The sequence below is a fragment of the Mesorhizobium sp. M0408 genome (assembly GCF_040321495.1).
GTDB lineage: Bacteria > Pseudomonadota > Alphaproteobacteria > Rhizobiales > Rhizobiaceae > Mesorhizobium.
Genome location: NZ_JAMYRO010000017.1, coordinates 85,122 through 100,248, shown reverse-complemented (window position 1 = coordinate 100,248; position 15,127 = coordinate 85,122). Strand labels below are relative to the sequence as shown.

The window sequence follows — 15,127 nt, the reverse complement described above, 5'->3', positions numbered from 1 at the left end:
CAAAGGCCGGCGTGATCGGCCAACGCCGGCCAGTGACCCGATTGCCGGAACGAATGACCTGAACGGAACGCCAATGTCGCAGATGCAGAACGTCGAAAAGCAGCTTCGCGAGATGATCCTCGGGCTCGAGATTGGTCCCGGCGAGCGGCTGACGGAGCGCTGGGTCGAAAGCCGCTTCGGCGCCTCGCGCACACCGGTCAGGGCTGCGTTGCTGCGGCTCGAGACCGAAGGCCTGATCTGCCGCGACGGCCGCGGCTGGACGGTCTCGCCCATCAATCTTGCTGAACTCGAGCAGATCGCCGTCTATCGCGAGGCGGTCGAGGTCGCGGCAGTCAGGCTGACTTGTGCCTTGCAGGACAGGGGTGCCGTCGAAATTATCGAGGCTATGCTCGATTCCTGCGACGACCAAACCCCGCGCGAGGAATGGCATCGTGTCGGCATGGATTTTCATATCGAGCTGGCACGTCTATCAGGCAACGAGTTCCTGTTCAGAGCGGTTCGCGACGTGATGACACGCCTGTCGCGCGCCCGCTGGCTCGAGGTTCGCGACGAGGCAGCGCTCGGCCGTGCCTGGGCCGAACACCATGCCATTCTGTCGGCGGTGCGGGCCGGCGATGCCGATACCGCCGCCCGCCTGCTTTCGGCCCATATCATCGGCAGCCGCGACCGGCTGGTGACCTCGCTGCGCAACGACCGGCGCGGCCTGCGCGCCCGGGGATTTGCCGTCGTCGCTTGAGTGAGGATCGGCTGCCATTGATCACGAAAAGAGCAGATGAGCGAAGAATGCTACTTTCGGTCTCGCTTCGCAAATGCCGATGGCGTAAGAGCGGCGATGGAAAACAACCGATTTGACACACCCGTGACCGTCAAGGGCGCGGCGGGAAGCAATCAGCTCTTGCGTACGGCCCGCGAGGCTTCCGACTACCTCCTCAACAATTGGCCCGGCAAGCGCAGCCCCAAGCACCGCGAAGCGTTGCAAGCCTGTCATGATGCGCTGGCCGGCGACAAGCCGGCCATGAACGCAAGACGGGCCTTCATTGCCGCCGCTCGTGAAGTGAACGTCTTCGTCAGCGACAAGGCGCCCGCCTGAGGCATAGCGGGGTTCGACCGAGGCCCGGACCGCCTGACAGGCTGGGCGTCATCACTCGGCCGTTTCGGTTTTGGTTTGGGACTCGCTCTCGCCCTCGGGCTTCGATCGCTCCTTGGCTGCGACCTTGGCAGCCTGCTTTTCCGCCTTCTTGGCAGCCTTCTGCCGGTCGCGTTCCTTGCGTTCCTGACCGTAGTTCGGTGCTCGTGCCATATCGGTTCCTTTCATTGTGCTTGGCCTTTGCCTAGGAGCATTGGGCCGCAAACACAACACCGCAAGGCACGATCGGGCTCCATATCTCGGCGCAGTCCGGAGAGCCCGGCTTTTCAGGCGCCGTCGCGGTCGAGGACGAGATCGGCCGGCCCGAACCGGTCCTTTGCCGTGAATTGCTGGTGCCAGTAGGGATAGAGCACGGGCGGCCTGCTGACCACGTCGAGCCGTGTGCGCTCCTCATCGGCAAGCACAAGGCTTGCAGCGGCGATATTGTCTTTGAAATGCGCTTCGGTTCGTCCGCCGATCACCAGCGAACTGACAGCGGGCCGGCCGAGTAGCCAGGCAAGCGCCACTTGCGCTGCCGACACACCGTGGTTCTTGCCGATATCGATCAGCACGTCGACGATCCGCCACAGCCGGTCCTCGTCGCGGATCGGCGGTTCCGACCAGCCGCTGAGCTGGCGGGCGGTCGGCTGGTCACGGTGGTATTTGCCGGACAGCAACCCGCCGGCAAGCGGGCTCCAGACCAGCACGCCGAGCCCTTGGTCGACCGAGATCGGCAACAATTCGTACTCGGCCTCGCGCGCTTCCAGCGTGTAATGGATCTGCTGGGTGACGAAGCGTGGCTGGTGATGACGGTCGCTGATCCCCAGCCCCTTCATAACTTGCCAGCCGGAATAATTGGAGCAGCCGACATAACGGACCTTACCCTGCGCGACCAGCGTGTCGAGCGCGGCGATGGTTTCCTCAAGCGGTGTCAGGCCATCCCACTCGTGCAGGAAATAGATGTCGATGACATCGGTCCTGAGGCGCTTCAGGCTCCTCTCGCATTCGCGGATCAGATGGTAGCGCGACAGGCCTTCATCATTGGGGCCTTTGCCGATCCGCATGCGCGCCTTGGAGGCGATCAACACGTCGCCCTTGCGCTTGCCGCCGAGTGCCTCGCCGATGATCTCTTCCGACACCCCGTTCGAATAGACGTTGGCGGTGTCGATGACATTGACGCCGGCATCGATGCAAAGATCGATCATCCGGCGCGCCTCGTCGAGGTCGGTCTTGCCGACCGCCGAAAACGCGCCGCCGCCGCCGAACGTCATGGTGCCCATGGTCAGCGTCGAAACCTTCAGCCCGGAACGGCCGAGAGTGCGGTATTCCATGTCGTATCCTCACAATTTATCGGGAAAGGGCGTTGCAAACGACAGCCCTCAATGAACCGGCTATTTGTAGGATAATTCGTTCCGCTTGTCGCCCGTTCCGCAGGGCAAGCTCGATCACATCTTGCGGATTGAAACGCACAGCCAGCGCAGTAGTGGCTGCAATAAAACCGTCATTCCCGGCCTATACTAACATCGGTCCAGCGCTTCGATTTCCGGCCGCCGGGCCGGGCGGCAGAGCGCCTGACAGCGGCCGGCAAGGCCTGTAAGCGGAGCAGCGCAAATGACCGAGATAAAACAGAATTCCCCGGCCAGGGACTGGCTGGAAGCGGAACTCGCCGACACGCTCGATGAAGACTATGAGCTGGAAATCTCGGAGCCGGCGCTGTCGATGGAGATCGCCAAGATCTACAAGAATGCGCATCCGCCATCGATCGACCGCCTGCAATATTTTCGCGATCTCATCACGCTGCAATCCGAATTGATCAAGCTGCAGTCCTGGGTCGCTTATCACAAGAAGAAGCTCGTCGTGGTCTTCGAGGGCCGCGACTCGGCGGGCAAGGGTGGCGTCATCAAGCGCATCACCCAGCGGCTCAATCCGCGTATCTGCCGCGTCGCAGCACTTCCGGCGCCGACCGAGCGCGAGAAGTCGCAATGGTATTTCCAGCGCTACGTACCGCATCTGCCGGCCGGCGGCGAGATCGTGCTGTTCGACCGCTCCTGGTATAACCGCTCCGGCGTCGAGCGGGTGATGGGCTTTGCCCAGCCGGATCAGGTCGAGCAGTTCTTCCGCGACGTGCCGGATTTCGAACGCATGCTGGTCCGCTCAGGCATTACGCTTGTCAAATACTGGTTTTCGATCACTGACGAGGAGCAGCAGATGCGCTTTTTGATGCGCATCCATGACCCGATGAAGCAATGGAAACTGTCGCCGATGGACCTCCAGTCGCGCGTGCGCTGGGAGCAGTACACCAAGGCCAAGGAAGAAACGTTCGCCCGCACCAATATCCCGGAAGCCCCGTGGTTCATCGTCGAGGGCAACGACAAGAAGCGGGCACGGCTGAACTGCATCGACCATCTCCTCAAGCAGATGCCCTATGAGGAGGTGCCGCACGAAGAGATCACACTGCCGGAGCGCGTCTTCAATCCCGAATACGAGCGCCAGGTACTGCCGCGCGAACTGTATGTGCCGGAGAAGTACTGACTAAAGCGGCGAGGAGGGCGGCGCCTCCATGGCGGCGCCCTGCAACAAGCTAGGTGCGCTCGATGATGACATGCGTGGCCTTCGGCGTCGCGACCTGCTCGCTGCAGCGATAGCCGAGCTTGGGCATGTCGATGCCGGCAAAAAGGCTCTCGCCGGCGCCTAGCAGGACCGGTGAGATCGCCAGATGCATTTCGTCGATGAGCTTTTCCTTGAGATATTGCCGGATCGTAGAAACGCCACCGCCCAGCCGTACATCCTTGCCGTCAACCACTGCTTTCGCCTTCTCCAGCGCTGAGTGGATGCCGTCGGTCACGAAATAGAAGGTCGTGCCGCCCTCCATGACAATGGGATCACGTGGATGGTGCGTGAGCACGAAGACCGGCACATGGTAGGGCGGGTTGTCACCCCACCAGCCTTTCCAGCTGTCATCCGGCCATTCGCCGCGGATCGGCCCAAACATGTTGCGGCCCAGGATCCACGCGCCGATATTTTTGAAGCTGCGCGCGGCGAACGCCTCGTCAGTGTCCGTGGTCCCGCCATCCTTGCCGAGGACCATCTTGCGGAAGGTGCGGGTGCCGAACATCCATTCGTGCAGGGCTTCCCCGCCAACACCCAGCGGGTTCTTCAGGTCTTGGTCGGGACCGGCGCCGAAGCCGTCGATCGACAAGGTGAAAGCGCTGACGCGAAGTTTGGACATGAGAGCCTCCTCGATAACCAATTGTGAGATGCAAGCAGTTATCGGGGTAGCTTAACTGATTGCATTTTGCAAGCGGTATTTTGAATCGCCGGCGGGGCAGTCGCTTCCAAATCATGTTGGAATAACCAATCTCAATGTCGGCGCCGCCCGTCATCCGCCTGCCGGCAGCTTCTCCCTGTATAGTGACGGGGAGAAGGGGCTGGCCGCAACGTCGATGTTTTTGCAACGCTGGAGATTGGTGAAATCTTTTACGAACGCGTCTTTCTCCCTGCCACTTTACGGGGAGAAATGCCCGGCAGGGCAACGAGGGGCAGCCTAAACTTGAAGCGATGTCCTGCGGCGTTCCATGTCGCGCTTTGGACGAACGAACACTACTCGATGCAGACGCTACAAAGGCGCATCACCCCTTGAGCATCGCCGCCACTTCGGGCGCAAAGTAGGTGAGAATCCCGTCGCAGCCGGCGCGCTTGAAGGCGAGCAGCGATTCCAGCATCGCCTTTTCGCCATCGATCCAGCCATTGGCGGCGGCGGCCTTGATCATCGAATATTCGCCCGAGACCTGATAGGCGAAGGTCGGCATCTGCAACTCGTCCTTCAGCCGCCGGATGATGTCGAGATAGGGCAGGCCGGGCTTGACCATCAGCATGTCGGCGCCCTCGGCGAGATCCTGCTCGGCCTCGCGCACCGCTTCGTCGGAATTGGCGTGGTCGATGTAATAGGTCTTCTTGTCGCCCTTGAGCAGGCCGGCGGTGCCGACCGCCTCACGATAGGGGCCGTAAAAGGCGGATGCGAACTTGGTCGCATAGGACATGATCGCCACATCCTGAAATCCATTGGCGTCGAGCGCATCGCGGATGGCACCGATCCGGCCGTCCATCATGTCCGAGGGGGCAATGATGTCGGCCCCCGCCGCCGCCTGGATGACTGCCGCCGCCGTCACCTGCTCCACCGTTTCATCATTGACGATAATGCCCTCGCGCAAGATGCCGTCATGGCCATGGGAGGTGAAAGGGTCAAGCGCGGCGTCGGTGATGATGCCGATCTCCGGCACCGCGTGCTTGATGGCGCGGGTGGCACGGTTGATGATGTTTTCCGGATCGAGGATATGCGAACCGGTCTGATCGCGCAGGCCGAGCTCCACATTGGGGAAAGTGGCGATCGCCGGAATACCAAGCTTGGCCGCGCGCTCAGCCTCCTTGACGGCGAGGTCTAGCGACAGGCGGAACACGCCGGGCATGGCGACGATCGGTTCGCGCACTTGTCTGCCGTCGACGACGAAGATCGGCCATATCAGATCGTCGACCGACAGCCGGTTCTCCTGGACAAGGCGGCGCGACCAATCGGCCTTGCGCATGCGCCGCAGCCGCCGGCTGCCGGTGATCTCGTCGACGCTGCGCGCGCCGGCAGGCTTTGCAGGGGTGAATTTGTTCATCGCAAAAACTCCGGATCGGGCGGCTTTTACCACGAGCCTCCGCTGCTGACCAATGCGACACGATTGCGCCAGCGGTCCTGTCGGGCGCTATTCTGGTTGGCCATTGCCCGACAGGATCTGCGCAGCACCCCGCATGGCGACGCGGAATGCCTCGTCGAAGCTGACGCCGCGCACTTGCCAATTGTAGCTCTTGCCATTCAAGGCAAGCCGCCAGTCGGCTATCCAGCCCAGTTCCTTGTCGCTCCAGACGATACTGCCGGCGAGCGCCTGGTCGGCTCCGGCCTTCCTGGCAAGCTGGTCCAGCGTCGTGATATCGGCATGGCGCAGGGCCTGGTCGTTAAGCTTCGAGGCCGACAGCAGCGACGCTTCGGGAAACACAATCCGCATGACCAGCGGACCGGTGGCATTGACGAACGATTCGCGCATCGCCGCCCCGCGCTCATCGTCGGCGGTCAGCACGAACTGCCTTGTGCCTTGCTCCGCCGCCAGGAAAATTACCAGGCGTGGCCGCTCGCCACGCCATGGTTTGCTGCCGAGCGTGGCAAGCACCGGATCGATAACGTCAGGCCTGTACAGACAAGTGAGATCGTGCGGCCGGTCATGGGTGCCCTGTTCGTCATGGACCGGAATGCCTTCGAGACGGTCGCGATAGCGGAATTCGGCAACGAAGCTGCCGGCCTTGTCGCGCAGCGCCGCCATCTCAGTTCTCTTCGGCAGCCGCTGATCGCCGGACACACGAACCAGCACCGCATCGAGGCAGGCCTTGAAACCGATCTGCCTGTTGACCTCGCCCTGGCCGGTGACGATGGTCTGCGATTGATAGAGTTCGTCGACGGTTTCGGCCGATACGGGAGGAGTGTTCGCAGCGATCAGGCCGACCACCACAACAGCAAGGCGCGGCAACCAAGGCATGGTTCAACCTTCCGGTTCAAAGCGCCAGCATTAGCACTGGGTGACGCCGACGACCATGCAGCGGATTGGCCGCCGCCATTGACGCGGCCATGCGCCACGCTTTAGCACTTCACTCCCGGCGGGCGCGGGGAGGGATTCTCTGGCGATGGATTTTGGCGGAGGCGACGAGATTCGCTTCGAAAGATTGGGCAGGGCTGGCGTCGTCACGCTGACGCGGCCGCAGGCGCTCAATGCCGTAACCCACCGCATGGTCAAGGCGCTGGACAAGGCGCTGCGCAGTTGGGAGCGCGACGACGGCGTCGACGTTGTCGTCGTCAAGGCCGAGGGCAGGGCATTTTCGGCGGGCGGCGACATCCTCCACATCTACGAAGCCGGCCGCGCAGGAAGGCCTCCGGTCGATTTCTTCGCCGATGAATACCGGCTGAACGCCCGCATCGCCCGCTTCAAGAAACCCTATGTCGCGGTGATCGACGGCATCGTCATGGGCGGCGGCGTAGGTATCTCCTTCCATGGTTCGCAGCGAGTGCTGACCGAGAACGCCCAGTTTGCCATGCCCGAGGTCGGCATCGGCTTTTTCCCGGATGTCGGCGCCAGCCATCTGTTGCCGGATCTCGGCGGCAGCTTCGGCATGTATCTGGCGCTGACCGGCAACCGCATCCGCTATGGCGATGCTTTGTGGTCGGGCCTCGCCACCCATACGATCAAGGCGGAGGACCAGGCCGGCTTCCTCGACCGTCTGGCGGAAAGCGGCGACCCGGAATCGGTGCTGCGCGGCTGCTTCGTCCCGGCCAGGCGCGAGACCGACAGGCCGACGCTGAAAGCCATCGCCCGGCATTTCGCGCAGCCGTCGCTGGCCGATATCGTCGCCAGTCTGGAGCGGGCAGCCGCTGCCGACGAGTTCGCGGCAAAGACGCTGGCCACCATCCGCACACGTTCACCGACCAGCCTGCATGTTGCATGGCGCCAGATTAGCGCCGGGCAGACGTTGTCGATGGACGAGTGCATGAAAATGGAGTTCCGTATCCTCAACCGCATGCTTGCCGGGCACGACTTCTATGAAGGTATCCGCGCCGCCATCATCGATAAAGGCTCGACGCCGCAATGGCGGCCGGCAGGTATCGATGACGTCAGCGCCGCCAACGTCGACGCCTATTTCGCATCGCTCGGCGAACGGGAACTGAAGTTGTGAGCGAGGTCGCCTCGAGACGCGTGGTGCTGCAGCCCTCGACGATCGAGGTCATCTTCGCCTGGTTCCAGCGCGTCATCGCCGGCTACTGTCTGCTGTTCGGCATCTTGTACTGGATCCGGCTGATCGGCTTTTACCCCGGTCCGTTGTGGCGCTTCGACCTGATGCCGGTGCACTGGCAGGTGGCGGCGGTGGTGCTGGCGGTGTTTTTTCCGTTCGCTGCCGCCGGCCTCTGGATGCTGGCGTCCTGGGGGCCGGTGATCTGGTTCATCTGCGCGGTGACCGAGAGCGTCATGTATGCCGGCTTCCCCGAGCTGTTCGGCCACCGGCCGCTGATCGTCGCCTCGCACCTTGCGGTGGCGCTGCTCTACATAGTGTTCCGCGTGGTGATCTGGATCCAGAAGCGGCAACCCCGGCGATAGCAATTCCGGCCAGGATCGTTGGCTAAATCTTTAGGTTAATTATCCTTGCTCGGGTGACCGTCCGTTAAGCCTCTTTCGAAACCCCTTACCGGTAAGCTCTTGTTAGCCTTGGCGTTTAAGTCGAATTTTATGAGTATTCGATAGTGTCGCGATCAAGGTGAAGAACAAAAAATCACCGGGCGACAAACGAGAGGCAAAGACAATGATCAATTCGCGTCCGGCGGCGAAGACCGCCAACGTATCCGATGACCGCCGCGAGGCGATCCGTTCGCTGTACATGGAATCGCTGCAGCTGGTCGAGCGGCTGCATCGCCGTCTGCTTGATGTGATCAAGGACGAATTCGACCGTAACGGTCGCTCCGACATCAACGCCATCCAGGCGCTGCTCCTGTTCAACATCGGCAATTCGGAGCTGACCGCCGGCGAACTGCGCTCGCGCGGCTATTATCTCGGCTCGAATGTCTCCTACAATCTGAAGAAGCTGGTCGATCTCGGCTTCATCAACCACCAGCGCTCGCGCATCGACCGCCGTTCGGTGCGGGTTTCGCTCACGCCGAAGGGCAATGAGGTGGCGGAAGTCGTCGCCGGCCTCTACGAGCGCCATGTCGGTTCGATCGAGCAGGTTGGCGGTATCAACACGGAAGAGTTCAAGCAGATGAACCGCGCCCTGCAGCGCCTGGATCGGTTCTGGAACGATACCATCGCCTACCGGATGTAATCGCATCCGCCGCATCTAGATCTGAAGCTGGACTACGGAAGTGCTGCCGCGGAGTGGACCAAAGGCCGGTGCCGAAAAGCACCGGTCTCGCCGTTTCGTCAGGCCGGCCGATCCAAATTCGAGCAACAGCCACGTTGCCGCCATATTCCAATGGAACCGAAGATGCGGGTGATGCTGGGGCCAAAGCCGTGCATTTGTCCTGTGCTCAAGTCACTTCCCAGTGGTTTTACACCGAAGTGATGCGGGCCATGGTTGGCTAATTGTTAAGAAGCCAACTCTAGAGTGCGGGCGAGACCGCCCGGTGGGTTGAATTGTAGCAAGAATGTCTGGAACGTCCATGAGAACCAGCCGCCGTTTCTTCCTTTCAGGAGCCTCCGCGCTCGCAGCCGCAATGGTCGCCGGCCGCGCCAGTGCGCAGGATGTGATCGGGGATATCCTGAAATCCTCGGCGCGCGGCAATTGGGACGACCAATTCGATGCGCGTGCCAGCGAAGGCGGCAAGGTTGCCTCGACGCTGCCGATCTTCAGCCTGCAGACGGTATCCTTCACCGAGCAGGCGATCATGCAGTATCAGAATATCGTCGCGCAAGGCGGCTGGGAGCAGGTTCCAGACACCAAGAAGCTGCAGCTTGGCGTCGAGGATCCCGATGTGGTGCCGCTGCGCAGGCGCTTGATGATATCGGGCGATCTGGCGCAGAGCGCCGGGCTCTCGGAAGCGTTCGATTCTTACGTCGACTCGGCGCTCAAGCGCTTCCAGTTGCGTCACGGCTTGCCGGCCGACGGAACCACGGGCAAATATACTTTCGCGGCAATGAACGTGTCGGCGCCGGTTCGGCTTGGTCAGCTGCAGACCAATCTGCAACGGCTGCGTGAGCGGGCCGGCACGCTTGGCAACCGCTATGTGCTGGTCGACATCCCGGCGGCGCAGATCGAGGCTGTCGAGAACGACCGCGTTGTGCTGCGCCACACCGCAATCGTCGGCAAGATCGATCGCCAGACGCCGATCGTCAATTCCAAGATCAACGAAATCATCGTCAATCCGTACTGGAACGCGCCGGTCTCGATCGTGCGCAAGGACATCATTCCGCTGATGCGGAAGGACCCCAACTATCTCAAGGACAGCCATATCCGCCTGTTTGCGCCGGACGGCAGCGAGGTCGACCCAATGACGGTCGACTGGTCAACCGACGATGCCGCCAAATACCGCTTCCGCCAGGATCCCGGTTCCGGCAACGCGATGGCCTCGGTCAAGATCAATTTCCCCAGCCCGGACGGCGTCTACATGCACGACACGCCGCAGCAGAGCCTGTTCGGCAAGCTGATGCGCTTCGATTCCTCTGGCTGCGTGCGGGTTCAGAACGTGCGCGACCTCGTCACCTGGATTCTGCGCGACACACCGGGCTGGGATCGCCAGCATTTCGAGGCGGCGATCAAGACCGGGGAGAACACGCCGGTGCAGGTCACCAATCCGGTGCCGGTTTATTTTCTCTACGTCTCGGCCTGGTCGACAGGGCCGGGCGTGGTCCAGTTCCGTGACGACATTTACGGCCTCGACGGAGCCAACGAGCTGCAGATCACATCCGCGCTCTAAGCAGCTGAGTTCATTTGCAAAAGGCCGCCGGAAGGGCGGCCTTTTTCGTTGCCGAGTCTTTCGCGGCAAGCTTTGCTGGACTGATCGCCGGCAAAAGAACGCGCGGCGCCGTATTCGGAAATCGCATCATGCATGTCGCAATGTTCATTCTGGTCGTGCTTATCTTCGTCGCCGTTTCGGGCGCGCTGGTCCGGCCGGTGCGGGTTCCGCTACCTGTGCTGCAGATCGCCATCGGCGCGGCACTGGCTTGGCCGGTGCGCGGAATGCATGTCGAGATCGATCCCGAGCTGTTTCTGCTGGTGTTCATCCCACCGCTGCTGTTCAGCGACGCCTATGGTGCGCCCAAGCGCGAACTGATCGCGCTGCGCGGGCCGATCCTCGACCTCGCCATCGGGCTGGTCTTCTTCACCATTGTCGGCTTCGGCTACGCTTTGCACTGGCTTGTCCCGAGCATCCCGCTCGTCGTCGCTTTCGCACTTGCTGCGGTGCTGTCCCCGACGGATGCGGTGGCCGTCTCCTCGATCGTCGACAAGAGCCTGGTCCCGGCCCGGCTGATGCACATCCTGGAGGGCGAGGCGCTGCTCAACGATGCGTCGGGCCTCGTGATGTTCCGCTTTGCGGTGGCAGCTGCCTTGACCGGCAGCTTCTCCTTCGTCGCGGCGTCCGTGACTTTCCTCTATGCCGTCGCTGCCGGCATCCTGGCCGGCGTGGCTGCCTTGTTCGTCGCCGCCAAGGCGCTGCAATTGCTGAACCGTATCGGCGGCGTGCCGGCCGAGGTGCAGGTGCTGGTCATGGTCCTGCTGCCGTTCATCGCCTATCTCGGCGCCGAGAATGTCGGCGCCTCGGGCATTCTGGCGGCGGTCACGGCCGGAGTGCTCACCGGCGGCTCCGGGATTTTCCGCTTTCTCGGCGTCTCGGCACGCATACAGACCGTATCGCTGTGGACGACGCTATCCTTCGTCTTCAACGGCGCGCTGTTCATCCTGCTCGGGTTGCAGCTTCCCGAAATCATCGGCAACGTGCCGCCTGAGCTCGGCAGCCGCTATCCGGTCATCCAGCCAATCGCCACGGTGGTCGCGCTGACACTATGCCTGATCGGGCTGCGCTTCCTGTGGATCTGGGTCGGCGACATCGCGACGCGCGTCTCAGCGCGATTACGCGAGCAGAAGGCCGAGCCGTTCGGGCTGCGCGTTCGGATCGCCGGCTCTGTTGCCGGCGTGCGCGGCGCCATCACGCTGGCCGGCATCCTGTCGCTGCCGCTCGCCATGCCGAATGGTTCGCCCTTTCCGGCGCGCGACGTGGTGATCTTCCTCGCCGCAGGCGTCATCATCTGCTCATTGCTCATTGCCAGCCTTGCCTTACCCAAGGTGGCACGAGGGCTGGTCGAGCCGGGCGAGGATCCTGGCGCTGCTGAGGAGCGTCTTGCGCGCGTGGGCGCGGCCAAGGCCGCCATCGCCCGCATCGAGAGCATGGCCGGCGCGACCGACGGCGATGAAGGGGAAACACCCGGCGCCCGGCTTGCCACCGCCGACAGCATCGTCGCCGGCTACCGTCGCCGCATCGCTGCCTCCGACGAAGCCGACGAGGCGCGCGCCGAGGCCCGCGAGGCCGGACGGCTGGAACTCGAATTGAGGCTGGCGGGCATTGAGGCCGAACGCGCAGCGGTTCGCGCAATGTTTCGCAGCGGCCAGATTAACGACCATACGATGCAGGCGCTGTTCACCGAGATCACGCTCACCGAGGCCCTGCTGAAGGGCCGTCAGGCAAGGAAATAGAGGCTGCCAGTCTCTCTGGCGCAATCCGGCCAGCAAATTTCGCGCTGCAAACGTGGCGGGCCGAAAGCAACTGTGTTAATGGCGCGACAGACCCCGAACCTTGAGGATTTCAGCCCATGGCAACAGCAGCGGCAGTGTCGAACAAATTCGAATCCTTTTTCGAAACCACGCTTGCCGATGCCGACCCCGAGATTTTCGGCGCAATCCGCAACGAACTCGGCCGCCAGCGCCACGAGATCGAGCTGATTGCCTCGGAAAATATCGTCTCGCGTGCCGTGCTCGAGGCACAGGGGTCGATCATGACCAACAAATATGCCGAGGGCTATCCGGGCAAGCGCTACTATGGCGGCTGCCAATTCGTCGATGTCGCCGAGGAACTGGCCATCGAACGCGCGAAAAAGCTGTTCGGCTGCAACTTCGCCAACGTCCAGCCGAATTCCGGCAGCCAGATGAACCAGGCCGTGTTCCTGGCGTTGCTGCAGCCCGGCGACACCTTCATGGGCCTCGACCTCAATTCCGGCGGACACCTGACACATGGCTCGCCGGTCAATATGAGCGGCAAATGGTTCAAGGTCGTCTCCTATGGCGTGCGCCGGGACGATCATCTGCTCGACATGGATGCGATAGAGAAGACCGCCCATGAGACCAGGCCGAAATTGATCCTGGCCGGCGGCACAGCCTATTCACGTGTCTGGGACTGGAAGCGTTTTCGCGAGATCGCCGATTCGATCGGTGCCTATCTGATGGTCGACATGGCTCACATCGCCGGCCTGGTCGCCGGCGGCATGCATCCGTCGCCGCTGCCGCATGCCCATGTGGTCACCACCACGACGCACAAATCGCTGCGCGGGCCGCGCGGGGGCATGATCCTTTGCAATGACGAGGATATTGCCAAGAAGATGAATTCGGCCGTCTTCCCCGGCCTGCAGGGTGGACCGCTGATGCATGTGATCGCCGCCAAGGCGGTGGCTCTGGGCGAGGCGTTGAAGCCGAGCTTCAAGATCTATGCGGAGAGCGTCGTCGCCAATGCCAAGGCGCTGGCCTCCAGTCTGCAGGAAACCGGTCTCGACATCGTCTCCGGCGGCACCGACAACCATCTGATGTTGGTCGACCTGCGTCCCAAGAACGCCACCGGCAAGCGCGCCGAGGCTGCCCTTGGCCGCGCCAACATCACCTGCAACAAGAACGGCATCCCCTTCGATCCGGAAAAGCCTTTCGTGACATCGGGCGTTCGGCTCGGCACGCCGGCCGGCACCACGCGCGGCTTCGGTCAGGCCGAGTTCCGCGAGATCGGCAAGCTGATCGCCGAAGTGCTGGATGGACTGAAGGTCGCCAATTCCGACGAGGGCAATGCGGCCGTCGAGGCAACCGTGAAGGCCAAGGTGGCGGCATTGACGGATCGTTTTCCGCTTTATCCGTATCTCGGTTGATCGACGCGGAGTGTCGCCCGTGACAACTCCGGTGCGACAGCAAGGCAACTGCGGAGAAGCTTAATGATGCAAACTTTCCGTTTCGCCGGCTTTGGTGCCTTGCTGGCATCGGCTATTCTGCAGCTGTCCGGCCCCGCCTTGGCGCAGACCGAGCCGACCCCGGCAGCACCCAAGACAGAGACCTTCGGCAGTTGGTCCACCACGGTGGACGAGGTCAACACCGGTGAGGATGTGCGCAAGACCTGCGCCGCGTCGACGGTCTTTTTCGATGCAAACGGCACCAGCGGCACCCTTACACTGGCCATCTCGAATGGCGACGTATTGCCACCCGATGGTTATCCGAGCCTCATCATCGCCGTGAGAAACAGTGACTTGCCCAAGGGCGATAACATCCCGGTGGTGTTCCGGGACGTCAACGACAAGATCAAGGCCGGTTTTCGTCTTATCGCCGACGGACAGTGGATGATAGACAACAAGTCCGAGACCACGCTCGCGGTACTGCGCGCCATGCGCCGCACCAGCGCCCTCGATGTCAGATTCGCCGACAAGCCGGTCGCGACCATATCGATGGACGGCTTCACCAAGGCCTATCGCTATCTCGGCACGTCTTGCGGCTTCCCGACCGGCGACGTCGCGCCCTGATTGGCGGACCGCTGTCAACTGATTGCCGCTCTCGCAATTTTCCTCGCGCCTCGCTATCTCTGAGGCGCGATCGGTCATCGGCCATACTTTGCCATCGTGGCAAAAACCTCTAAGCCGTTCGCACTACGAGAATCGCGAACCGAAGGCTCTCCATGCGCTGTCCCTACTGTCAGTCCGAAGATACGCAGGTGAAGGATTCGCGCCCTGCCGAAGACGGTGCAGCGATCCGCAGGCGGCGCGTCTGCCCGGATTGCGGCGGCCGCTTCACCACTTTCGAGCGCGTCCAATTGCGCGATCTCGTCGTGGTGAAGAAGTCTGGACGCAAGGTGCCGTTCGACCGCGACAAGTTGCTGCGTTCTGTCGAGATCGCGGTACGCAAGCGCAATGTCGACCCGGAACGTATCGACCGGGCGGTGACCGGCATCGTGCGCCAGCTCGAAAGCTCGGGCGAGACCGAGGTGGCCTCGGGGGAAGTCGGCCGGCTGGTCATGGAGGCGCTTAAGTCGCTCGATGATGTCGCCTATGTGCGCTTTGCCTCCGTCTACCGCAATTTCCGCGAGGCCAAGGATTTCCACGACGTGTTGGGCGAACTCAAAGGCGACGAGCTCAAAACCGACGAGCCCAGGGGCGAAGAGCTGAAGAGCGAAGAGGACGCCAGCTGAGC

Annotated in this window: 17 protein-coding genes; 11 read left to right on the top strand and 6 right to left on the bottom strand. The window is 62.2% G+C overall.

What is annotated here, in order from left to right; all coding sequences use genetic code 11:
* Window positions 1-73 precede the first annotated feature (73 nt).
* Entirely contained in the window at window positions 74-736 is a 663-nt protein-coding gene (locus NKI67_RS20705; RefSeq protein WP_352622828.1) for a GntR family transcriptional regulator, read from the top strand.
* A gap of 96 nt (window positions 737-832) precedes the next feature.
* Window positions 833-1,090, top strand: a complete 258-nt coding sequence (locus NKI67_RS20700) for a DUF982 domain-containing protein (protein ID WP_023674477.1) — start codon at window positions 833-835, stop codon at window positions 1,088-1,090.
* A 51-nt stretch (window positions 1,091-1,141) separates the two neighbouring features.
* On the opposite strand, the gene NKI67_RS20695 is transcribed toward NKI67_RS20700, so the two are convergent.
* Window positions 1,142-1,300 carry a hypothetical protein gene (locus NKI67_RS20695; protein WP_254817539.1) on the bottom strand — a complete coding sequence of 53 codons (159 nt, stop codon included), beginning with the start codon at window positions 1,298-1,300 and terminating at the stop codon, window positions 1,142-1,144.
* A 113-nt stretch (window positions 1,301-1,413) separates the two neighbouring features.
* Window positions 1,414-2,457 carry an aldo/keto reductase gene (locus NKI67_RS20690; RefSeq protein ID WP_352449292.1) on the bottom strand — a complete coding sequence of 348 codons (1,044 nt, stop codon included), beginning with the start codon at window positions 2,455-2,457 and terminating at the stop codon, window positions 1,414-1,416.
* A 280-nt stretch (window positions 2,458-2,737) separates the two neighbouring features.
* Here NKI67_RS20690 and ppk2 point away from each other — a divergent pair, with 280 nt between their 5' ends.
* Window positions 2,738-3,658 carry a polyphosphate kinase 2 gene (ppk2, locus tag NKI67_RS20685; protein ID WP_352646576.1) on the top strand — a complete coding sequence of 307 codons (921 nt, stop codon included), beginning with the start codon at window positions 2,738-2,740 and terminating at the stop codon, window positions 3,656-3,658.
* A gap of 49 nt (window positions 3,659-3,707) precedes the next feature.
* Here the strand turns inward: ppk2 and NKI67_RS20680 are convergent, their stop codons facing one another.
* The 3 genes from NKI67_RS20680 to NKI67_RS20670 all read right to left on the bottom strand — a co-directional run bounded on the left by NKI67_RS20680 (window position 3,708) and on the right by NKI67_RS20670 (window position 6,699).
* Complete coding sequence (locus NKI67_RS20680; protein WP_352571472.1) at window positions 3,708-4,355, bottom strand: dihydrofolate reductase family protein; 648 nt, start codon at window positions 4,353-4,355, stop codon at window positions 3,708-3,710.
* Window positions 4,356-4,755: 400 nt separating this feature from the next.
* Window positions 4,756-5,787, bottom strand: coding sequence for a porphobilinogen synthase (hemB, locus tag NKI67_RS20675; protein ID WP_023674482.1), 1,032 nt, complete (start codon window positions 5,785-5,787; stop codon window positions 4,756-4,758).
* An 87-nt stretch (window positions 5,788-5,874) separates the two neighbouring features.
* Window positions 5,875-6,699, bottom strand: coding sequence for a DUF8605 domain-containing protein (locus NKI67_RS20670; protein ID WP_352456574.1), 825 nt, complete (start codon window positions 6,697-6,699; stop codon window positions 5,875-5,877).
* Window positions 6,700-6,844: 145 nt separating this feature from the next.
* Between NKI67_RS20670 and NKI67_RS20665 the strand changes: the two genes are divergently transcribed.
* The 4 genes from NKI67_RS20665 (at window position 6,845) to NKI67_RS20650 (ending at window position 10,616) form a co-directional block, all read left to right on the top strand.
* Window positions 6,845-7,888, top strand: a complete 1,044-nt coding sequence (locus NKI67_RS20665) for an enoyl-CoA hydratase/isomerase family protein (RefSeq protein ID WP_352456575.1) — start codon at window positions 6,845-6,847, stop codon at window positions 7,886-7,888.
* A complete protein-coding gene (locus tag NKI67_RS20660) occupies window positions 7,885-8,307 on the top strand; it encodes a DUF6163 family protein (RefSeq protein ID WP_352456576.1) in 423 nt (140 codons plus the stop codon). The genes NKI67_RS20665 and NKI67_RS20660 overlap by 4 nt, the downstream gene beginning before the upstream one ends.
* A 202-nt stretch (window positions 8,308-8,509) precedes the next feature.
* Window positions 8,510-9,025, top strand: coding sequence for a transcriptional regulator LdtR (gene ldtR, locus NKI67_RS20655; RefSeq protein WP_023674486.1), 516 nt, complete (start codon window positions 8,510-8,512; stop codon window positions 9,023-9,025).
* A gap of 337 nt (window positions 9,026-9,362) precedes the next feature.
* The gene (locus NKI67_RS20650) at window positions 9,363-10,616 is read left to right on the top strand and encodes a L,D-transpeptidase family protein (protein WP_023674488.1); all 1,254 of its coding nucleotides are present in this window, start codon (window positions 9,363-9,365) and stop codon (window positions 10,614-10,616) included.
* Here NKI67_RS20650 and NKI67_RS20645 read toward each other — a convergent pair.
* Window positions 10,613-10,750 (bottom strand): hypothetical protein, encoded by a 138-nt coding sequence (locus NKI67_RS20645; RefSeq protein ID WP_156937265.1) that lies wholly within the window; start codon window positions 10,748-10,750, stop codon window positions 10,613-10,615. The genes NKI67_RS20650 and NKI67_RS20645 overlap by 4 nt on opposite strands.
* On the opposite strand from NKI67_RS20645, the gene NKI67_RS20640 reads away from it, so the two are divergent.
* The 4 genes from NKI67_RS20640 to nrdR all read left to right on the top strand — a co-directional run bounded on the left by NKI67_RS20640 (window position 10,745) and on the right by nrdR (window position 15,125).
* Entirely contained in the window at window positions 10,745-12,391 is a 1,647-nt protein-coding gene (locus NKI67_RS20640) for a Na+/H+ antiporter (RefSeq protein WP_023674489.1), read from the top strand. The genes NKI67_RS20645 and NKI67_RS20640 overlap by 6 nt on opposite strands.
* Window positions 12,392-12,507: 116 nt before the next feature.
* Entirely contained in the window at window positions 12,508-13,821 is a 1,314-nt protein-coding gene (gene glyA, locus NKI67_RS20635) for a serine hydroxymethyltransferase (protein WP_352449301.1), read from the top strand.
* 66 nt (window positions 13,822-13,887) lie between these two features.
* A complete protein-coding gene (locus tag NKI67_RS20630; RefSeq protein WP_502897627.1) occupies window positions 13,888-14,463 on the top strand; it encodes an invasion associated locus B family protein in 576 nt (191 codons plus the stop codon).
* Window positions 14,464-14,615: 152 nt separating this feature from the next.
* A complete protein-coding gene (gene nrdR / locus NKI67_RS20625; protein WP_023674492.1) occupies window positions 14,616-15,125 on the top strand; it encodes a transcriptional regulator NrdR in 510 nt (169 codons plus the stop codon).
* Window positions 15,126-15,127 lie beyond the last annotated feature (2 nt).

What these genes read in the sequence shown, in the direction of transcription:
- NKI67_RS20705 (WP_352622828.1), top strand. Translation starts at nt 74, where the DNA reads ATGTCGCAGATGCAGAACGTCGAAAAGCAGCTTCGCGAGATGATCCTC.
- NKI67_RS20630 (WP_502897627.1), top strand. Translation starts at nt 13,888, where the DNA reads ATGCAAACTTTCCGTTTCGCCGGCTTTGGTGCCTTGCTGGCATCGGCT.
- NKI67_RS20650 (WP_023674488.1), top strand. Translation starts at nt 9,363, where the DNA reads ATGAGAACCAGCCGCCGTTTCTTCCTTTCAGGAGCCTCCGCGCTCGCA.
- NKI67_RS20700 (WP_023674477.1), top strand. Translation starts at nt 833, where the DNA reads ATGGAAAACAACCGATTTGACACACCCGTGACCGTCAAGGGCGCGGCG.
- NKI67_RS20640 (WP_023674489.1), top strand. Translation starts at nt 10,745, where the DNA reads ATGCATGTCGCAATGTTCATTCTGGTCGTGCTTATCTTCGTCGCCGTT.
- ldtR (WP_023674486.1), top strand. Translation starts at nt 8,510, where the DNA reads ATGATCAATTCGCGTCCGGCGGCGAAGACCGCCAACGTATCCGATGAC.
- nrdR (WP_023674492.1), top strand. Translation starts at nt 14,616, where the DNA reads ATGCGCTGTCCCTACTGTCAGTCCGAAGATACGCAGGTGAAGGATTCG.
- NKI67_RS20680 (WP_352571472.1), bottom strand. Translation starts at nt 4,355, where the DNA reads ATGTCCAAACTTCGCGTCAGCGCTTTCACCTTGTCGATCGACGGCTTC.
- hemB (WP_023674482.1), bottom strand. Translation starts at nt 5,787, where the DNA reads ATGAACAAATTCACCCCTGCAAAGCCTGCCGGCGCGCGCAGCGTCGAC.
- NKI67_RS20695 (WP_254817539.1), bottom strand. Translation starts at nt 1,300, where the DNA reads ATGGCACGAGCACCGAACTACGGTCAGGAACGCAAGGAACGCGACCGG.
- NKI67_RS20665 (WP_352456575.1), top strand. Translation starts at nt 6,845, where the DNA reads ATGGATTTTGGCGGAGGCGACGAGATTCGCTTCGAAAGATTGGGCAGG.
- ppk2 (WP_352646576.1), top strand. Translation starts at nt 2,738, where the DNA reads ATGACCGAGATAAAACAGAATTCCCCGGCCAGGGACTGGCTGGAAGCG.
- NKI67_RS20645 (WP_156937265.1), bottom strand. Translation starts at nt 10,750, where the DNA reads ATGCATGATGCGATTTCCGAATACGGCGCCGCGCGTTCTTTTGCCGGC.
- NKI67_RS20690 (WP_352449292.1), bottom strand. Translation starts at nt 2,457, where the DNA reads ATGGAATACCGCACTCTCGGCCGTTCCGGGCTGAAGGTTTCGACGCTG.
- glyA (WP_352449301.1), top strand. Translation starts at nt 12,508, where the DNA reads ATGGCAACAGCAGCGGCAGTGTCGAACAAATTCGAATCCTTTTTCGAA.
- NKI67_RS20670 (WP_352456574.1), bottom strand. Translation starts at nt 6,699, where the DNA reads ATGCCTTGGTTGCCGCGCCTTGCTGTTGTGGTGGTCGGCCTGATCGCT.